Source organism: Plantibacter lichenum, from assembly GCF_050587525.1.
Taxonomy (GTDB): domain Bacteria; phylum Actinomycetota; class Actinomycetes; order Actinomycetales; family Microbacteriaceae; genus Plantibacter.
Genome location: NZ_JBOBFT010000011.1, coordinates 145,189 through 161,500 on the forward strand (window position 1 = coordinate 145,189; position 16,312 = coordinate 161,500).

17 protein-coding genes are annotated in these 16,312 nt (G+C 67.2%); 7 read left to right on the top strand and 10 right to left on the bottom strand.

All coding sequences use genetic code 11. The features are described 5' to 3' along the window. Nucleotides 1–94: 94 nt before the first annotated feature. Together ACQ3HB_RS15630 and ACQ3HB_RS15635 are read left to right on the top strand one after the other, a co-directional pair. Nucleotides 95–1,114: an alpha/beta fold hydrolase gene (locus ACQ3HB_RS15630; RefSeq protein WP_430921164.1), complete on the top strand. Its 1,020-nt coding sequence runs from the start codon at nucleotides 95–97 to the stop codon at nucleotides 1,112–1,114. Between the two features lie 77 nt (nucleotides 1,115–1,191). Further along, nucleotides 1,192–2,130: a hypothetical protein gene (locus ACQ3HB_RS15635; RefSeq protein WP_430921166.1), complete on the top strand. Its 939-nt coding sequence runs from the start codon at nucleotides 1,192–1,194 to the stop codon at nucleotides 2,128–2,130. Here ACQ3HB_RS15635 and ACQ3HB_RS15640 read toward each other — a convergent pair. From ACQ3HB_RS15640 to ACQ3HB_RS15665, 6 genes are all read right to left on the bottom strand, one after another. Further along, complete coding sequence (locus ACQ3HB_RS15640) at nucleotides 2,111–3,187, bottom strand: N-acetylglucosamine kinase (RefSeq protein WP_430921167.1); 1,077 nt, start codon at nucleotides 3,185–3,187, stop codon at nucleotides 2,111–2,113. The two genes, ACQ3HB_RS15635 and ACQ3HB_RS15640, sit on opposite strands and share 20 nt — an antisense overlap. Further along, nucleotides 3,178–4,434 (bottom strand): 6-phospho-beta-glucosidase, encoded by a 1,257-nt coding sequence (locus ACQ3HB_RS15645; protein ID WP_430921168.1) that lies wholly within the window; start codon nucleotides 4,432–4,434, stop codon nucleotides 3,178–3,180. Before ACQ3HB_RS15645 ends, ACQ3HB_RS15640 begins: the two co-directional genes overlap by 10 nt. Then, the gene (locus ACQ3HB_RS15650) at nucleotides 4,431–5,330 is read right to left on the bottom strand and encodes a carbohydrate ABC transporter permease (protein ID WP_430921169.1); all 900 of its coding nucleotides are present in this window, start codon (nucleotides 5,328–5,330) and stop codon (nucleotides 4,431–4,433) included. The genes ACQ3HB_RS15645 and ACQ3HB_RS15650 overlap by 4 nt, the downstream gene beginning before the upstream one ends. 3 nt (nucleotides 5,331–5,333) lie before the next feature. Beyond that, nucleotides 5,334–6,353 carry a carbohydrate ABC transporter permease gene (locus tag ACQ3HB_RS15655; RefSeq protein ID WP_430921171.1) on the bottom strand — a complete coding sequence of 340 codons (1,020 nt, stop codon included), beginning with the start codon at nucleotides 6,351–6,353 and terminating at the stop codon, nucleotides 5,334–5,336. Continuing rightward, nucleotides 6,350–7,675, bottom strand: coding sequence for an ABC transporter substrate-binding protein (locus tag ACQ3HB_RS15660; RefSeq protein ID WP_430921173.1), 1,326 nt, complete (start codon nucleotides 7,673–7,675; stop codon nucleotides 6,350–6,352). Before ACQ3HB_RS15660 ends, ACQ3HB_RS15655 begins: the two co-directional genes overlap by 4 nt. Before the next feature lie 157 nt (nucleotides 7,676–7,832). Next, on the bottom strand, nucleotides 7,833–9,002 hold the full coding sequence (locus ACQ3HB_RS15665) for an ROK family transcriptional regulator (RefSeq protein WP_430921174.1): 1,170 nt from the start codon (nucleotides 9,000–9,002) through the stop codon (nucleotides 7,833–7,835). Nucleotides 9,003–9,174: 172 nt separating this feature from the next. Here ACQ3HB_RS15665 and ACQ3HB_RS15670 point away from each other — a divergent pair, with 172 nt between their 5' ends. Both ACQ3HB_RS15670 and ACQ3HB_RS15675 read left to right on the top strand, forming a co-directional pair. After that, a complete protein-coding gene (locus ACQ3HB_RS15670) occupies nucleotides 9,175–10,014 on the top strand; it encodes an NAD-dependent epimerase/dehydratase family protein (RefSeq protein WP_430921176.1) in 840 nt (279 codons plus the stop codon). Then, nucleotides 10,011–10,613 carry a dihydrofolate reductase family protein gene (locus tag ACQ3HB_RS15675; protein WP_430921178.1) on the top strand — a complete coding sequence of 201 codons (603 nt, stop codon included), beginning with the start codon at nucleotides 10,011–10,013 and terminating at the stop codon, nucleotides 10,611–10,613. The genes ACQ3HB_RS15670 and ACQ3HB_RS15675 overlap by 4 nt, the downstream gene beginning before the upstream one ends. 46 nt (nucleotides 10,614–10,659) lie before the next feature. Here ACQ3HB_RS15675 and ACQ3HB_RS15680 read toward each other — a convergent pair whose 3' ends face one another. Beyond that, complete coding sequence (locus ACQ3HB_RS15680; RefSeq protein WP_430921180.1) at nucleotides 10,660–11,418, bottom strand: DeoR/GlpR family DNA-binding transcription regulator; 759 nt, start codon at nucleotides 11,416–11,418, stop codon at nucleotides 10,660–10,662. A gap of 47 nt (nucleotides 11,419–11,465) precedes the next feature. On the opposite strand from ACQ3HB_RS15680, the gene ACQ3HB_RS15685 reads away from it, so the two are divergent. Beyond that, a complete protein-coding gene (locus tag ACQ3HB_RS15685; RefSeq protein ID WP_430921182.1) occupies nucleotides 11,466–11,846 on the top strand; it encodes a DUF4406 domain-containing protein in 381 nt (126 codons plus the stop codon). A gap of 28 nt (nucleotides 11,847–11,874) precedes the next feature. Here ACQ3HB_RS15685 and ACQ3HB_RS15690 read toward each other — a convergent pair whose 3' ends face one another. Next, nucleotides 11,875–12,561: a TMEM175 family protein gene (locus tag ACQ3HB_RS15690; RefSeq protein WP_430921183.1), complete on the bottom strand. Its 687-nt coding sequence runs from the start codon at nucleotides 12,559–12,561 to the stop codon at nucleotides 11,875–11,877. A 151-nt stretch (nucleotides 12,562–12,712) separates the two neighbouring features. Here ACQ3HB_RS15690 and ACQ3HB_RS15695 point away from each other — a divergent pair, with 151 nt between their 5' ends. Then, nucleotides 12,713–13,150, top strand: coding sequence for a GNAT family N-acetyltransferase (locus ACQ3HB_RS15695; RefSeq protein WP_430921185.1), 438 nt, complete (start codon nucleotides 12,713–12,715; stop codon nucleotides 13,148–13,150). Between the two features lie 48 nt (nucleotides 13,151–13,198). Here the strand turns inward: ACQ3HB_RS15695 and ACQ3HB_RS15700 are convergent, their stop codons facing one another. Beyond that, on the bottom strand, nucleotides 13,199–14,452 hold the full coding sequence (locus ACQ3HB_RS15700) for an MFS transporter (protein WP_430921187.1): 1,254 nt from the start codon (nucleotides 14,450–14,452) through the stop codon (nucleotides 13,199–13,201). 156 nt (nucleotides 14,453–14,608) lie between these two features. On the opposite strand from ACQ3HB_RS15700, the gene ACQ3HB_RS15705 reads away from it, so the two are divergent. Continuing rightward, a complete protein-coding gene (locus ACQ3HB_RS15705) occupies nucleotides 14,609–14,914 on the top strand; it encodes an ArsR/SmtB family transcription factor (RefSeq protein ID WP_430921189.1) in 306 nt (101 codons plus the stop codon). Between the two features lie 113 nt (nucleotides 14,915–15,027). On the opposite strand, the gene ACQ3HB_RS15710 is transcribed toward ACQ3HB_RS15705, so the two are convergent. Then, nucleotides 15,028–16,312 (bottom strand): HNH endonuclease signature motif containing protein (locus ACQ3HB_RS15710; protein WP_430921191.1); only part of this gene is annotated, 1,285 nt, incomplete at its 5' end.

Genomic DNA, 16,312 nt, shown 5'->3' on the forward strand with positions numbered 1-16,312 from the left:
AACGGATGTGCGTGCGAGATCCCGTCTCGGATCCGAGAGGTCGATCTCCGATCGAGCAGCCCATCCGACGCCCCTTCCGCTCCGAAGACCCCGTATGGGAACAGATGTGGGCGTGCGCGTGGGGGAGACGTACTCGCCGTACCCGATCTCGAGTGATGCGGCGAGCCTCAACTTGCGTCGGGTCGTCGTCGACACGGCCTTCGGTCCGGTCGTCGTCCGCACGGGACGAACCGCTCCAGACGCCGGTGCACCCGCCACGATCCTCCTGCACGGCGCAGCGGGATCGTGGACGACCTGGACGCCGCTCCTGCAGGCGTCTGACGATGCGGGCACACCGCTCACCGACGTCGTCGCGCTCGACCTGCCCGGCTGGGGCGAGAGCGCTCTGCCGGTGCTCACCGATACCGGCACCGATACCGGCACCGTGACCGATACCGGCACCGTGACCGTTGAGGTCATGGGCGCCGTCGTGGAAGAGGTCGCCCGTGCCCTCGGCTACACGAGCTGGCGGGTCATCGGACATTCGCTCGGCGGGTTCATCGCGCTCGACCTCGCCGCGCGCGCCCCTCGGGCGACGCTCTCCGTCGACCTCGTCTCCGGAACGGGACGTGCCGTCCTCGAGACGATCCGCGAGCCGCTCCGGGGAGGTCGGCGCCTGCCGTGGTTCCTCGGGATGCTCGTCGCGATGCGGGCCATTGCTCCGTTCGGCGGAGGTCGTGGGAACGGTACGAGCGGCCTCCCAGGGCAGCGCGGCATCGCGGTCGTCGGCTGGCTGCAGCGCGTCCGACTGCTGCGGTGGCTCGCGTCGCCGCTCTTCGTCCGTCCGGCCGACATCGACGAGAGCGTGCTCGTGGCGCTCGCCGCCGAGGTGCGGCCGGTGTCGTTCGGACTCGCCTGTCGGGCGGCCGCGGCGTACGACGATCATCGGTGGGCGGCGATCACGTGCCCGGTCCGTTCCCTCCGCGGTGAGCACGACGTGTTCGTGGGCGATGGGGACGCCGCGGCGTTCGCCGAGCGCATCGCGGACTTCCAGGAGATCCGTCTCGAGGGCGCGGGTCATTTCGCGGCCGTCGAGCGTCCTGCCGCCGTGCTCGCCCAGATCACAGTGGGATAGCACAGATCACAGTGGGATAGCACAGATCACAGCGGGATAGGGGCCGCACGCGTCCCGGCCCGGCGTAGGCTCACCACATGACTCGAGATTTCGCGAGTACGGCCGAATTCGACGCCTTCGGACCGTGGGTGGACACCGTCCACGACGCAAGCGAGGTGCCGCGGCTGTACCGCGACTACCCGCTCGACTTCTCGCGCTCGACCCTCGTCCTGAAGGTGCCGCGGAACATCAGCCGACGCGATGCGTTGCCCTCCATGGACCTGTACGACCACCTGCTCGTCGCTTCGCGTGATCGGCTCGTCGTGCTCAGCCGTACGGATGCTCCGAGCACGGGCACCGCTTACGTCGAGTCGGCGATCCCGTACGGGACGATCGCCGCCATCACGAGCCAGGTCGATCTGCTGGACGGACGCCTGAGTATCCGCACGTTCGACGGCGGGACGTTCTCCGTGCCGTTCAGCGGATCGTCGGAGGCCGCCATCGCGACGCTCGTCGACGTCATGCGCGAGCACCGGCAGCGATCCGTGCGGGCCTTCCCCTCTGCTGCTCGGCTTCCCGTCCCGATGGTCGAGGTGCCGGCGGTCCTCGGGATGGACGACCTCGGCAGGCAGGACGTCATGTTCGTGACGGCGTTCCGGGACCTCAGTCGTCGAGAGCCTGGGATGCGATTGCTTGCGGCGAACGGTCGGACGAAGCTCGTGCCGCGTGCCGGCGGGATCGCTCGGACGCTGCACACCCTGTATCCGATGACGCTCCACGGTGTCCTGCTCTGCCGCACCGAGCTCGAACTCCACGTCTTCGCGCGGAAGGAGTGGCTCGTCCGCGGTGGTGCTCCCGTGCTGTCGCGGGCGCACACGATCCTGTCGCTCGATCGGATCGATGAGATCACCGTGCGGGAGCACCCTCGCTATCTGGGAGTGTCGATCGTCGTCCTCCGCATCGACGCCGCGGAGATCGAGATCGCCGTGCCTGCCGGTTCCGCCGCCGAGCGTGCGCTCATCGTCCACCCGGTGTGAGCAGGGCGCCGCGTTCCACAGTCCGGCCCAAGTGGTCGAGCCCGAGCAGCACGGCGCCGAGGATCGGCGCGTCAGTCACGTAGCGGAACTCGACGTGCGGCACCCGGCTGCGGATGCGCGATTCGACGAGCGAGGTGAAGAGCGGACGCCGCGCCGCGAGCACGCCGCCACCGAGGACGACCGGGACCGTGTCGGGAACGCTGCCGGCAGTGCCGCCATCGCCGCTGCCGTCAGCGACGCCGAGACGGACGGCCGCCGCGATCGCGTAGTCCGCGACCTCGTCCGCCAGCCGTTCGACCAGACGGTTCGCGACCGCATCGCCGTGTTCCGCCGCGGTGAAGACGGCAGGACTCAGCTCGCCGAGTCGCGTTGTGGCGAGCTCGCCGAAGTGGAGGCGTTCGACGACATCGATCACTCGCGCGGCGCCGAAGTGATCGAGGACCACTCCCGTGAGCGCCGTCGCCTCGCCCCGTCCATCCGCCTCGCGGGCCGCCGCCGACATCGCCTCGACGCCCAGCTGCAGTCCGCCGCCCCAGTCGCCCGAGATCGGCCCGAGAGATGGGAAGCGGACGAGCTCGCGGTCGTTCGCGCCGACGCAGTTGATCCCGGCGCCGCAGACGACGGCCACGCCGAGCCCCTCGGTCGTGCCGAGGCGCAGGAGCGCGAAGGTGTCGTTGTCGACGGTGGCCGATGGCGACCAGCCGCGCGCGAGGATCGCCGAGTGCATCTCGCGTTGCTCGCGTGCCAGATCGACACCGGCGAGGTACGCGGCGGTGTGCAGGATCCTCATTGATCCGAACGGGACTCCTGCGTCGCTCAGCGCGTCGCGGACGAGCCCTTCCAAGCCCGTGACGGCATCCTGGACGCCGGAGACGTGCGGGGAGTATCCGGGACCACGTCGCCTCGCGAGCAGTTCGCCCTCCATCGTCGCGATGGCGACGTCGGTCTTGCTGTTACCCCCGTCGATCGCGATGAGGACGTTCGGACCGTGCGCCGGTGTGTCGGGCCCGCCCTCTGTCGTGCCGGTCCGGGCGCCGTCTGCCAGGCCTACGCCCACGGCAGGAACCTCGCGTTCTCGGCGAGCAGACGGTCCGCGAGGCCTTCGGCGAGTTCGTACTGGCCGATCAGGGGGTGCGCGAGCATCGCCTTCACGACGCGGTCGCGCCCGCCGTTGACGGCCGCGTCGAGCGCGAGCTCCTCGTACGCGGACACATGCGCGATCAAGCCTTCCATCGACCGGTCGACCCGACCGATCGGCAACGGCGCGGGGCCCGCCGAGCCGATGCGGGACGCCGCTTCGATGACGGCGTCGTCCGGAAGGAACGGGAGCGTGCCGTTGTTGCGCACGTTGACGACCTGCACGTCGCCCCTGTCCTGAAGGAGCGATGCGACGAGCTGGATGGCCGCGAGGGAGTAGTAGCGTCCGCCGCGCTCCTGGAGTTGCGCCGGCTTGGTGGTGACGAACTCGTCCCGGTAGACCTCGAGGAGCTCGCGTTCGACGCCCATCACGACCTCTGCCCTGGCCGGTTCCCGTTGCTGGTCGCGGAACACGTCGTTATGGGCGTAGTAGTAGTGCAGGTAGTACGACGGAACGGCGTTCTGTAGCCGGAGGTGCTCCGGCGTGATGCGGAACACCGAGGCGAGGTCGTCGATCCGTGTATCGATGAGCTCCGGCAGACGATCGACGCCGTCGACGAGTACCGCGGTCTCCCAGCTCAGGTGGTTGAGGCCCACGTGCCGCAACCGTACTCGCTCCGGCGCGACGTCGAGCACGCCCGCGAAGTTCCGTTCGAAGTTGATGGCGACGTTGCACAGCCCGACCGCGCGATGGCCGGCTTCGAGGAGCCCTCTCGTCACGATGCCGACCGGATTCGTGAAGTCCACGATCCAGGTCTGGTCACCCGCGAGGGAACGGACCCGGTCCGCGATGTCGAGGACGACGGGGACGGTCCGAAGCGCCTTCGCGAAGCCGCCGGCACCCGTCGTCTCCTGACCGATGCACCCGCACCCGTGCGGGAAGGTCTCATCGGACAATCGCGTCGACTGTCCGCCGACGCGCAACTGGATGAGGACCGCGGCGGCACCGTCCACGGCGCGCGCGAGATCGTCCGTCGTTGTGATGACCGTCGTTCTGCCTGCGGCTGCGACCATGCGCCTGGCGAACGCCCCGACGACCTCGAGCCGTTCCGGGTCCGTGTCCATCAGCGCGATCTCGTCGATCGTGAACGACTCGGACATCTCGAGCAGTCCGTCGATCAGTTCGGGGGTGTATGTCGATCCTCCGCCGACGACCGTCAACTTCATCCTTTGACTCCTGACAATTTGATTCCTTCGATGAACGATTTCTGGGCGAAGAAGAACAGCACGATGACGGGGATCATCACGAGCACGGTGGCCGCCATCGTGAGGTTCCATTGGACTTGGTGGGTGCTGCGGAACGCTGCGAGCCCAAGCGACAACGTCCAGTTGTCACGGTTCTCACCCGTGTAGAGCAGCGGGCCGAAGTAGTCGTTCCAGGTGCGCAGGAACATGAAGAGACCCGCCGCCGCGATGCCTGGACGAGCCATCGGGACGACGACGCGCATCAGCACACCGAGCTCCGATGCGCCGTCGAGGCGTGCAGAATCGATGTAGGACTGCGGGATCGCCACGAGGAACTGGCGGAGCAGGAAGATGCTGAACGCGTCGCCGAACAGGTTCGGCAGGATGAGCGGCCAGAGGGTGCCGGTCAGCCCGGCTTTCGCCCACATGACGTACATCGGGACGGCGATGACCTGTGGCGGGAGCATCATGGCGACGATCACGAGGTAGAACGCCCACGTGCGGCCCTTCCACTTGAGCTTCGCGAGGCCGTAGGCGATGGGCACACTCGAGAGGAGCATCGCCGCGGTCGCCGTGACCGAGTAGAAGAGGCTCCGGCCGAAGTAGCCGAGCATGGGCGCCTTCTGGAAGACGTCCGCGAAGTTCTCCCAGTGCCACTCGCGTGGCCAGAGGTCCTTCGTGAGCGCCTGCTGATCGCTCATGAGCGCGGTCAGTAGCACGAAGACGATGGGGGCGATGAAGCCGATCGCCATCGCGACGGCCACGGCGTGGAGGCCGATCCAGGCGAGCGCCTGGCGGGCGACGACGCGGGGCGTCCGCTTGCGGCGGGGAAGCCGGGCCATGGGGGAGGCCGGGCGTTCCAGGACGGTCGAGGTCATGACTCAGTCCTCCTCTCCGACGCCCGAGACGCGCATGCGTCGGACGAGGATGATCGTGAAAGCGGCGGAAACGATGAACAGCACAATCGCCATGGTCGAGGCGTAGCCCATGTTGTAGGAGTGGAATCCCTGCTCGTAGAGCCACATCGGGAACGTGAGGGTCGAGTTGTCGGGGTAGCCGAGGGAGGCGATGTTCCCCACAGCGTCCGAGGAGCCGGAGGCGACCGCGCCGGCGACCACAGCCTCGGTGAAGTATTGGAGCCCGACGATGATCGAGTTGATGATGGCGAAGAGCAGCACGGGCGAGATGGAAGGCAGCGTGATGTGCCAGAACCGGGTGAACGCTCCTGCCCCGTCGAGCGCGGCGGCCTCGTAGTAGTCGGCTGGCACGTCGAGCAGTGCGGCCAGGAGAATGACCATGATCTCGCCGGACGCCCAGAGCGCCAGGACGGTCAGCGCCGGCTTCGCGAGTGCCGGATCGTTGAACCACAGCGGCCCCTTGATGCCGAAGACCGCGAGGAACTGGTTGACGGGTCCGGTGCCTGGGTTGAAGAGGAAGACGAACGCGAGGGCCGCAGCGACCGGCGGAGCGAGTGCCGGGAGGTAGAAGAGGGTCCGGAAGACGCCGGAGCCCCGCTTGATCTTGGTGAGCACCATCGCGGTCAGGAGCCCGTAGACCACCCGACCGACCGTGATCGCGACCACGAGGTACACGGTGTTCCGGATCGATACCCAGATGAGTGGATCCTGCGTGAACATGAACACGTAGTTCTGGATTCCGACGAAGACCGGTTCGTTGATGAGGTCGTAGCTCGTGAAGGAGTAGAACACTGTCGCGAGGAGCGGGTAGGCGAAGAAGACGCCGAAGCCGATGACCCACGGTGACATGAACGCGAGGACGACCCACCGGTTGCGACGAGCTGCTGCACCTGAGCGGCGCTTGGCGGGGACGCGGGGCCGGCCCGCCGGCGCCCCGAGGTGGGGCGCCGACGTTCCGGGTGCTGCGGAGAGTGACGTGGTCATTGTTTGAGCGCGTTCCCGTTGGTGATCTGTGTGTCGACCTCCGCGAGGCCGGCCTTCAGATCGCTGACGCCGCCCGTCTGCCACTTCACCGCGAAGTCGCTCGCAGTCTTGAGGAAGGCCCCGCCGTTCGCCGTCGTCGGGAGCGACGAGGAGTGCTCATTGCTGAAGATGTCGAGGAACGGTGCGAGCGTTCCAGTGAATGCGAGGTCGGGGGACTTCAGGGCGTCGAGGGTCGTCGGGACGTTCTTCAGGCCGTTGGCGAGCTCGACGAGCGGTGCCGTCTCCGTCGTCAGGTATTTGATGAGCTCCCAGGCGGCCCCGGCGTTCTTGGCGCCCTTCGGGATCCCGATGACGTTGCCGCCGATGTTGCTGCCGCCGTAGGCGTCGACGAGGTCGTCGGTGACGGGCAGGGGAGCGGTACCGTACTCGATGTCCGGCGCTTGCGAGTCGATGAATCCGGTCCGGAACTCGCCGTCGAACATCATCGCGACCTGTCCGGTCTGGAAGGCGTTGTCGGCCGAGTACTTCTGGCCGGCCGCCGCGGTGAAGGCCGTGAGCTTGTCCTGACCGTAGAAGTCCGTCATGTCCTTCTGCCAGGTGAAGAGGTCCTTCCATCCGGTGCTCGTCGCGAGACTCGACGTCCCGTCCTTGTCCTGCCAATCCGCGCCGAACTGCGGCGCCCAGACGTCGAGGCGGTTGTTGTAGAAGCCGATCGTCGGGACGAACCCTGCGACCTTGATGGTGCCGTCTGCGTTGAACTCGGTGAGCTTCTCGGCCGCGTCCTTGAGCTCGCTCATTGTCTTCGGCGGATCGGTGATGCCTGCCTTGGCGAAGAGGTCCTTGTTGTAGTACAGGCCGTAGTCGTCGGCGAGGAGCGGCATCGAACAGCGCACGCCCTGGTACTCGGTGTAGTCGAGGACGGCCTGCGGGATCTGTTTGAGGTCCACGTCGTCGCGCTTGACGTAGCCGCCGAGGTCCTGGAACGCGCCGGACTTGCAGTACTGGCCGAGTGCGTTGGCGTTGCTCGAGATGGCGACGTCCGGTGCCGTTCCACCCCGGATCGCCTGCGATATCTTGTCGTCGTCCTGGCTGCCCTCGCTCGTGATCGTGATGTTGGGGTGCAGTTTGTGGAAGCCTGCGAGGGCGCCGTCGATCACGTCGAGCTCCTTGTCGGCGAAGCCGCTCCAGACGGTCAGGGTGATCTTCTCGTCGTCGCCGGGCGCTGGCGACAACGATGTCGACGACGCGGCTCCTCCGGAACAGGCGCTCAGGGCGATGGTGGCTGTCGCCACGAGGGCGATGGTGGGAATGAGTCTCTTCATCGGTACTCCAGTCGGGGGTGTTGGAATGCTCTCTGTCGGATCGTGCGGGTGGGGCTGGTGCTGGTGGGGCTGTGGTACGACTGATGACGGCCTGTGGTCGGAGACCACGGTCGTGGGGATGCAGCTGAGTGCGGGTCGGGGTCGGTGCGGGTCGAGGTCAGTGTTCGAGGACTGAGCCGGCCGCGAACGAGCGCTCGCGGGCGGGCACGAGGGCAGCTTGAACTGCCCCTGCGCGGACTGAACTCACGTCGGCTCGCCCTGGGACGAGCGGCACACGCGGTTCCACGATGAGGGCGAGCGCTTCGCTCACGAGTCGGCAGAACGGTTCTCCGCCAGCGACGCCGATGTCGCCGTCGATCACGATGAGCTCCGGATCGAGGATGCTGACGACTGCCGCGAGTCCGCCGGAGACGCGGCGCGCGAGGTCTGTGGCGAACCCGCTCGTGGGATCCGCGAGGCTCTGTTCGAGCGCATCGATCGGCCCGGTCGCTTCGATCCCGTGCGACTCGGCGAGAGCGACGATGGCCGCGTTCGAGAGGAGATCACCGAAGCGCCCAGGGCCGATGGAACCGGTCTGCGCGAGGTCGGGGACGAGGGCGAAGCCGATCTCGCCGGCACCCCTGGTTGCTCCACGGACGAGTTCGCCGCCCACGATGACCGACGAGCCGAGCCCTCGTTCCGACATCCAGAGCAGGACGAAGTCGTCGATCCCCTGTGCGACGCCCTGGGACATCTCGTTGAGGGCGACGAGGTTGACGTCGTTCTCGACCGTGACCGGGACGTCCAGACGTCCGTCGAGGAACGTGCGGAGGTCGAAGCCATTCCAGGCCGGCAGTTCCGAGGCGTAGCGGAGTTCGCCTGACACGGTGTCGACGGCTCCGGGCAGGCCGATCGAGATGTGCGCGAGTGCTGCCGGATCGATGCCGAGTGCGCCGCACGCCGTCGTGAGCGCCTCCAGGAGTGCGTCTGCGGGTCGGTCGAGGGCGTCGCTCGTGTGGACGAAGGACTCTGCGACGATCGTGCCGCGGAGGTCTGCGATGCCGACGTCGATGCCGCTGCGAGTCACGTCGACGCCGGCCGTGTAGGCGGCATCCGCTTTCAGCTGCCACAGCTGGGCGCGGGGTCCAGGACCCTCATCGCGGAGCCCGGCGCGTTCCACGAGGCCGACCTGTTCGAGGCGGGTGAGGAGTTGTGCGGTCGCGGGCTTCGAGAGCCCGACGAGCGTTTCGAGTTGCGATCGGGACACGACGGGCTGCTGCACGAGCGCTTCGAGGGCTGCGCGGTCGTTGATGACCCGCAGGACGCTCGGACTGCCTGATGCGGCCATGGTCGCTCCTCTGTGTTTCGGGGGACGATGCTCTCGTCGAATCGACTAGGAAGTTACCTATCGATTAACGAGACTGTAGAAGCGTCCTCGGGTGGAGTCAAGGGATGGAGCCGGATTCGCTCGAAATCCGCGCGAACGACCGATGTCAGAGGCACCCCATAGGGTTGATGGCATGGGGAACGACACAGCCGGGAGAACACCTGACAGCGCGGGCACGTGGTGCGTCACGGGTGCCGCGGGAAGCATCGGCCGGGCGCTTCGGGCGCATCTCGCGAGCAGAGGGGTGCCGCTCGTCTCACTCGACCTCGTCGACGCGAATCCCGCCGGTCCGAACGATCGCACCGTCCGAGCCGACGTCCGCGACCTCGCTGCACTCGAAGCAGCCTTCGCCGGCTGCGTCGGCGTCATCCATCTGGGCGGCTTCGCCGATGAAGCCGACTTCCACGATTTGGCCGAGGTCAACATCGTCGGGACCTACCACGTGCTCGAAGCTGCTCGTCGTGCAGGCGTCGGCCGCGTCGTCTTCGCGAGCAGCAATCGGTTGACTGGTTCGTACCCGGAGTCCGTGACGGTGGACCCGTCCATGCCCCCACGCCCTGACGGTTTCTACGGCGTCTCGAAGGTGGCGGGCGAGGCGCTCTGTCAGGTGTACACGGACAAGTTCGGGCTCAGCACGATCGGCCTCCGCATCGGCAGCTACGAGGAGCGGCCCACCACCGCGCGCGAATCGCACACCTGGCTGAGCCATGGCGACGCCCTCCGGGCGTTCGACGCTGCGATGTCCACGGCCGTGCAGCACGCCGTCTTCTATGCGGTCTCGCGCAATCGCGACCGCTGGTGGAGCCTCGCCGAGGGCGAGGCGATCGGTTTCGTGCCGGTCGACGACGCTGCCGACTTCGGAGATCTCGGCACCGTCCCGGCAGGCGTTCCTCAGGGCGGCGTCTTCGCGTCACCCGCATATTCCCTCGACCGCATGCAATCGCACAACACCCCTGGAGCCACCGCACCATGACCGACCCCTCTCGCATCGACACAGACCCGTCCCGCTTCCAGACCGAGCGAACGTGGCGCGGACGCGTCTTCATCGCTACGAGCCTCGACGGCTTCATCGCCCGGCCCGACGGCGACATCGCCTGGCTCACGAACCCGCGCGAGGACGTGACGCATCCCGCTCCGCTGCACGGCGAGGAGGTGGGCGGCTACGAATCGTTCATGGCGAGCGTCGATCACATCGTCATGGGGCGGACGACGTACGAGACCGTGCTCGGCTTCGACGGCTGGCCCTACCCGGATCACCGCGTCGTCGTGCTCAGCACGACGCTCGCCGAGGACGTCGACGAGCGGGTGAGCGTCGTTCGATCCGTCGCCGGTGCCGTTCGCGCGCTCACTGACGCAGGGTCCCGAGGTGCGTACATCGATGGCGGACGCGTGATCCAGTCGTTCCTCGCCGCCGATCTCATCGACGAGCTGACGATCACGCATGTGCCCGTGCTGCTCGGCGCCGGTCTGCCGCTCTTCGGCGCCCTCGACCATGACCGCCAGCTCTCCTTGCAGGCGACGGGCGTCTCGGCGAACGGCCTCACGCACGCCCGATACGACGTCGTGCGTTGACGCGTGTCACGGGTCGCTGACGCGCGTCACCACGTGCTGACGCGCGTCACGGCGCGAACAGGAGTGGCGCCGATCGTTCGACGAGTTCTGTGATCGTCGGATCATCAGCCGACGCGTCCGTCACGATTCCCGTGACACCGTCGAGCGGCAGCACGAGATACCTCGATGCCGCGCCGATCTTCTCCCGGCTGCCGAGGACGTAGGTATCGGCTGCGCGTCGTGCGAGGGCTCGTTTCATCGCGGCTTCGTCGGCATCGCCGGTGGTCAGCCCCTCTGTCGGGTGGATGCCCGTGACGCCGAGCAGGAACAGGTCCGCTGAGAGGCCTGCTGTCGCTTCGAGCGCTGCGGCGCCGCTCGTGACGGCCGAGTGTCTGAAGAGTGTCCCGCCGATGAGGTAGACGTCGATGAGCTCGTGAGGCATGAGTGCGACGGCGATCGTGGGGCTGTGGGTGATGATCGTGCACTGCAGTCCCGGGTCGAGAGCTGCGACGACGGCGAGTGTCGTCGTCCCGCCGTCGAGGATCACGGTGCTGCCCGGCTCGATGAGTTCGGCGGCTCGTTTCGCGACCCGGGCCTTGCTCTCCGGTTCGAGCGTTGTCCGCACCTCGTAGGGCGAGGTCGCGGGCGAGGCGGGAACGGCGCCCCCGTAGACGCGCTGGCAGAGTCCAGCGGACGCCAGCTCCCGGAGGTCACGGCGGATGGTGTCTTCCGAGACGTCGAGTTCGCGTGCGACGTCCTTCGCGACGAGCTTGCCGTCGCGGCGGAGTCGTTCGAGCAGTAGTGCGTGTCGTTCCGTAGTGAACATTCACGTTCCTTCCGAGTCATGCATGATTATGCCCTAGTCTGCTGAATATGACCACTTCACTCATGATCCTGATCGCCGGCCCGTACCGTTCCGGAACCAACGACGAACCCGAACGCCTGCAGAAGAACCTGTCCCGTCTCGAGGAGGCCGCGTGGCCACTCTTCCGTGCCGGGCACCTCCCGATGATCGGCGAGTGGGTGGCGTTGCCCGTCCTGTCGAGCGCTGGCGTGACCGAACTGTCGGACCCGCTCGCGGCGGACGTGATGTACCCGACGGCCGAGCGACTCCTCGAGCGATGCGATGCCGTACTGCGGCTGCCAGGTGCGTCGAAGGGAGCGGATCAGGACGTCGAGATCGCCCGGAAGCGCGGCATCCCGGTGTACACGGCGCTCGAGGATGTTCCCGGTGTGACGGCGCCCGTCGCGTAGGGCGCGCGTCAGCCCGCCATCCGTTCGCTCACAGGATCCGCCGGCGCTCGTCCTCCGCAGGGGTGCGCCGGCGGACGAGCCAGTTGATCGGGCGCGCGAGCAGCACGATCAGGAGCGGGTAGAGCCCCGTCTGCGGGATGAAGAGCGTGACGAGCAATGCTGCGAACGTCAGGCCGACCGTGATCCAGTCCGCTCGCACCGATCGACGGTCCGGCTGCCGTTCCGGCGGCAGGAGTTCGCAGCGCACGATGACGAGCTCCTGCAGACGGACGGCGATCTCCGTGAGCAGGATGGTGCCGATGTAGAGGCCCGCCGCGACGGGGTCGTGGCCGGGGGAGTCGACGATCAGGATCGTCGGCAGCGGAAGGAAGACGATGCCCGCGAGCCACAGCAGGTTCGCGTTGACGAGCAGGGCGTTCGATCCTGTCACGTAGCGGTAGAGGCGGTGGTGATCCCTCCAGAACGAGGCGATCACCACGAAGCTGAGAGCGGCTGCGAACAGGTTCAGGGCGTTGTCGATCAGGAAGTCGAGGGCTGTTCCCGATGTCGAGGATCGCGCTGAATCCACGAGCGGCAGCACGATCAGGGTGATCGCGATGGCCACGACGGCGTCGGTGAAGCCGATCAGTCTCCCGATGCTCTGGTGGTGTGGTCCGGCAGATCCTGCACGTTCTGCAGGTCCCGCCTGTGCTGCCGTGTCGTCGTTCGTCGACATGCCTGATGCCTCCTGACTGACGAGTGTTCGTCAGGCCCGAGTCTCGCAGATCGCGCGGCCGAGTCTCGCAGATCGCGCGGCCGAGTCCCGCGGATCGCACATCCGGGTGTCGCGGACGGTCCTCGCGTCGGTGACTGCTTGACTCGAATGCATGGTCGACTATCGCATCGAGCATCGAAACGATGCCGGCGCCGTCGAGCGCATCCTGCGGTCGTTGCCCGCGTGGTTCGGCATCGAGGAGTCCCTCCTCGAGTACGTCGAGAGTGCACGAACCCAGGAGTCGTACCTCGTGCTGGCCGGTGATGTCGTTGTCGGTGTCGGGCTCGTCGTGCGCCGGTTCCCCGAGTCTGCTGAGATCGAGCTCCTCGCCGTCCACGCGGACCATCGGGGTCGCGGCGCCGGTCGGGTCCTCATCGAGGCCATCGTCGAAGCCGTAACTCGTGACGGCATCCAACTGCTCAGCGTGCACACGGTCGGACCGAGCTACAGGACGAGGCCTACGCGGCGACCCGAGCCTTCTACCGCCGGGTCGGGTTCGTGCCCGTGCAGGAGTTCGAGGGCCTCGACTGGGAGGGACCCACGCTCCTGATGGTCAGGGCACTGGGCTGATGGCCAGGGCAACGGCCTGATGTGATGGTCAGAGCACTGGGGTAGTCGACTCCGCGGCGGCGACCGGCGCTCCCGCAATCGCGACTCCTGCGATCGCCCGCGGCGCTGGCCGCCGCCACGCGCCGATGTGGAACGCTGCTAGCGCGAGGGCCAGGGCGATCGCTCCGAAGATCGGCACGAGGAACCCGCCGCCACCGAAACCGACCGCGACGGACCCGAGTGGCGGTGCCAGGGCGATACCGATGTACATCGCCGTCGAGTTCCAGGAGAGCGCGATGCCGGATGTCAGTGGATCGATCTCGACGAGTCGGTGTTGGATCGGCAGCTGGGCCGCGTTCGCGGTCACGCCCCACAGTGCGAACAGGATAACGGTGTCCACGAAACTGCCGAGTACGAACGGCAGGACGGCGAGCAGTACCACCTGGGCTCCGTGGAACACCGTTGCGACGATCCGGTTGCCGAAGCGGTCGATCAGGGGGCCGGCGATGAGATTGCCACCGATGCCTGCGACGCCGAATGCGAGCAGCAGGATCGCGAGGAGCGAGGCGGAACCGCCCGTCGTCGTGTGCGTCACGGTCGAACTGAAGATGTAGACGGTGTTGAAGCCGCAGACGACGAGCGTCGTCGATGCGAGCGTCAGGAGCATCCGGGGGTCGCGGAGGATCGCGAAGCGTCGGCGGATGGAGATGGGCTCGCCGAGTGGGACGTTCCGGACGAAGAGGCTCACGGTGACCGCCACGAGTGCTGCGAGTCCCGCGAGGGCGAAGAGCGGCAGGCGCCAGCTGCCGACGCCGGCGATGGCCGTGCCGAGCGGTGCGCCGAATGCAGTCGAGGCAGCGAAGCCGATCGCCACGAAGGCCATCGCTTTCCCTCGTCGTTCCGCGGGTGCGAGTGCTGCTGCTGCGGCGGTCGCTGCGGGCACGATCGCTGCGCCACCGAGAGCGGCAAGGATCCGGCCCACCGTGAATGCGAGGAGATCGGGCGCCGCTGCGGCGATCAGAGTGCCGATGGCGACGAGCACCATGCCGGTCGCCATGAGCGTCGTGCGCGAGAGGCGCGGGAGGAGGATCGAGATCGCCGGTGCTGCGACCGCGACGACGATGGAGTAGAAGGTGATCGAGTAGCTGACGTCGCCCGCGTGCACGCCGAGCGTCGCTGCGATCGAGGGCAGAAGTCCTGCGATCACGAAGGCGTTGGTCCCGACGACGAAGAGTCCAGCGGCCAGAACGGCCAATCGGGGGTACAGCCGCGGAGCGGAGTACGATTGTTCAACAGATCTCATACGATTGAACCTAGCACTGTTCAAAGTAATTTGAACTGTTTGTGACGTTCGATGTTCCTGAACGCCGTTGCTGCGGGTTCTGTTCCTTCCCGTCGTGATCCCGCCCCCACCCTGTCCCGATCCTCCACTCCGACTCCGACGAAAGCGCGGTGCACCATGACTGACACGTATCCCGTTCCGGACATGGCCGATGTCGAACTGGTGACCATCCTCCGCGCCGTGGCCGATCCCGTCCGTTTGGAGATCGTTCGTGTGCTCGCCGACGGCCAACCGCACGCCAAGGGCACGGCGGAGTGGGGGTTCGAGCTGCAGAAATCCGCGCTCGCCTACCATTTCAAGACGCTGCGTGAGGTCGGTGTGACGCGGACGATCGTGTCCGGGCGGACGCATGCGATCCAGTTGCGTCGTGCGGAACTCGACGAACGCTTCCCCGGGCTCATCGACGTCCTGCTGCTGCCGTGAGTGCCTTGATCTGACGGAGTTTTCCCGACCGGGAACGCCGAGATGGTGGTCGGGTCTCTGGGCCTGTCGAAGGGCGGGAGCCACGGATCCTGACTGTCTCCACTTCGACAGGCTCAGTGACCGGGGCCGTCCGGTCCCTGAGTCTGTCGAAGGGTTGACCCCACGGATCCGGGTCGTCCGCACTTCGACAAGCTCAGTGACCGGGTGGGGCCGGCCCCTGAGCTTGTCGAAGGGAAGGGTTCACGGATCCGGAGCGTCCACACTTCGACAGGCTCAGTGACCGGCTGCGTCTTCGTCAGCTTCCGGTCGGGTTCGAGGGGGTACCAGTCCGGAGGATCGGGTTCCGTGGTGAATACCTGGCCGCTCGGACTGATCCAGGTGAGCGCACCATCCGGACCCGGCTTGAGGGACCAGTTGGTGTCGTGTTTGAGGTGGTGATGCTTCGGACACAGGTGCGCAAGGTTGCCCACGTTCGTTTCACCTCCCTCCGACCACGGGACCGTGTGGTCGAGTTCGCATCCCTTCGCGAGGCGGTTGCAGCCCGGTGCTCGGCAGTGGGTGTCTCGGATCGCGAGGGCTCGTTTCATGTCCGCGGGTGGCACGTATCGTTCTCGACTCACCGAGAGGACCGCCCCGGTCTCAGGGTGGGTGAGGATCCGGGTGAAGGACTTCGCGTGCACGCTCAGCCTGACCGCGGTCTCCGGGTCGATGGGACCGTAGCCTTCGAGGGAACCTGGTTGGTGCTCGTGGCCAAGGATCGTCATCACCGGGACCGTGACATGCACGGTGGGGATGATGCCTTCCGTGATGTCCTCAATGCTCGGCAGTGGACGGGTCGCGGTGCGGGGCTTGATGCTCGGGGACGACTCGGCTGCTTGGACGGGATCGGCGCTCTGCAGGAGCCCGCCCGTTCGGACAGGCGCGGTCATCCGGGCCAGCTCGGTCACCTGGGTCGGCTCGGTCACCTGGGTCGGCTCGATCATCTGGACCGGCTCGGACGCCTGGACCGGCTCGGTCGTCTGGACTGGGTGGGTCGCCTGGACTGGCTGGGTCGTCTGGACTGGCTGGGTCGTCTGGACTGGCTGGGTCGGTTGGATGGGCTGGGGGCGACGGTTCAGACGGTCCATGCTCTGTGTCGGTGTGGTTGCCCCGTCGTCCATGGATGCGGCTCCACGGGCTGGTACTGACCGTGCCGCCCAGGTCGGGACCTCATCATCCGCCGCGGTGGAGGAAGCCGACTCGGGTGCCGCGACCGTGGCTGGAGGGCCGGAGGACGCCGTGACACCGTAGAGGAGGAGGCTCTGGGCGTTGTCGACCATCAACTGCGCACGCGTCCGAACATCACCACGGCGCTGGGTGTTCGCAGTGAGGGCGGCGAGGCGGTTGTAGGCGGCAGTC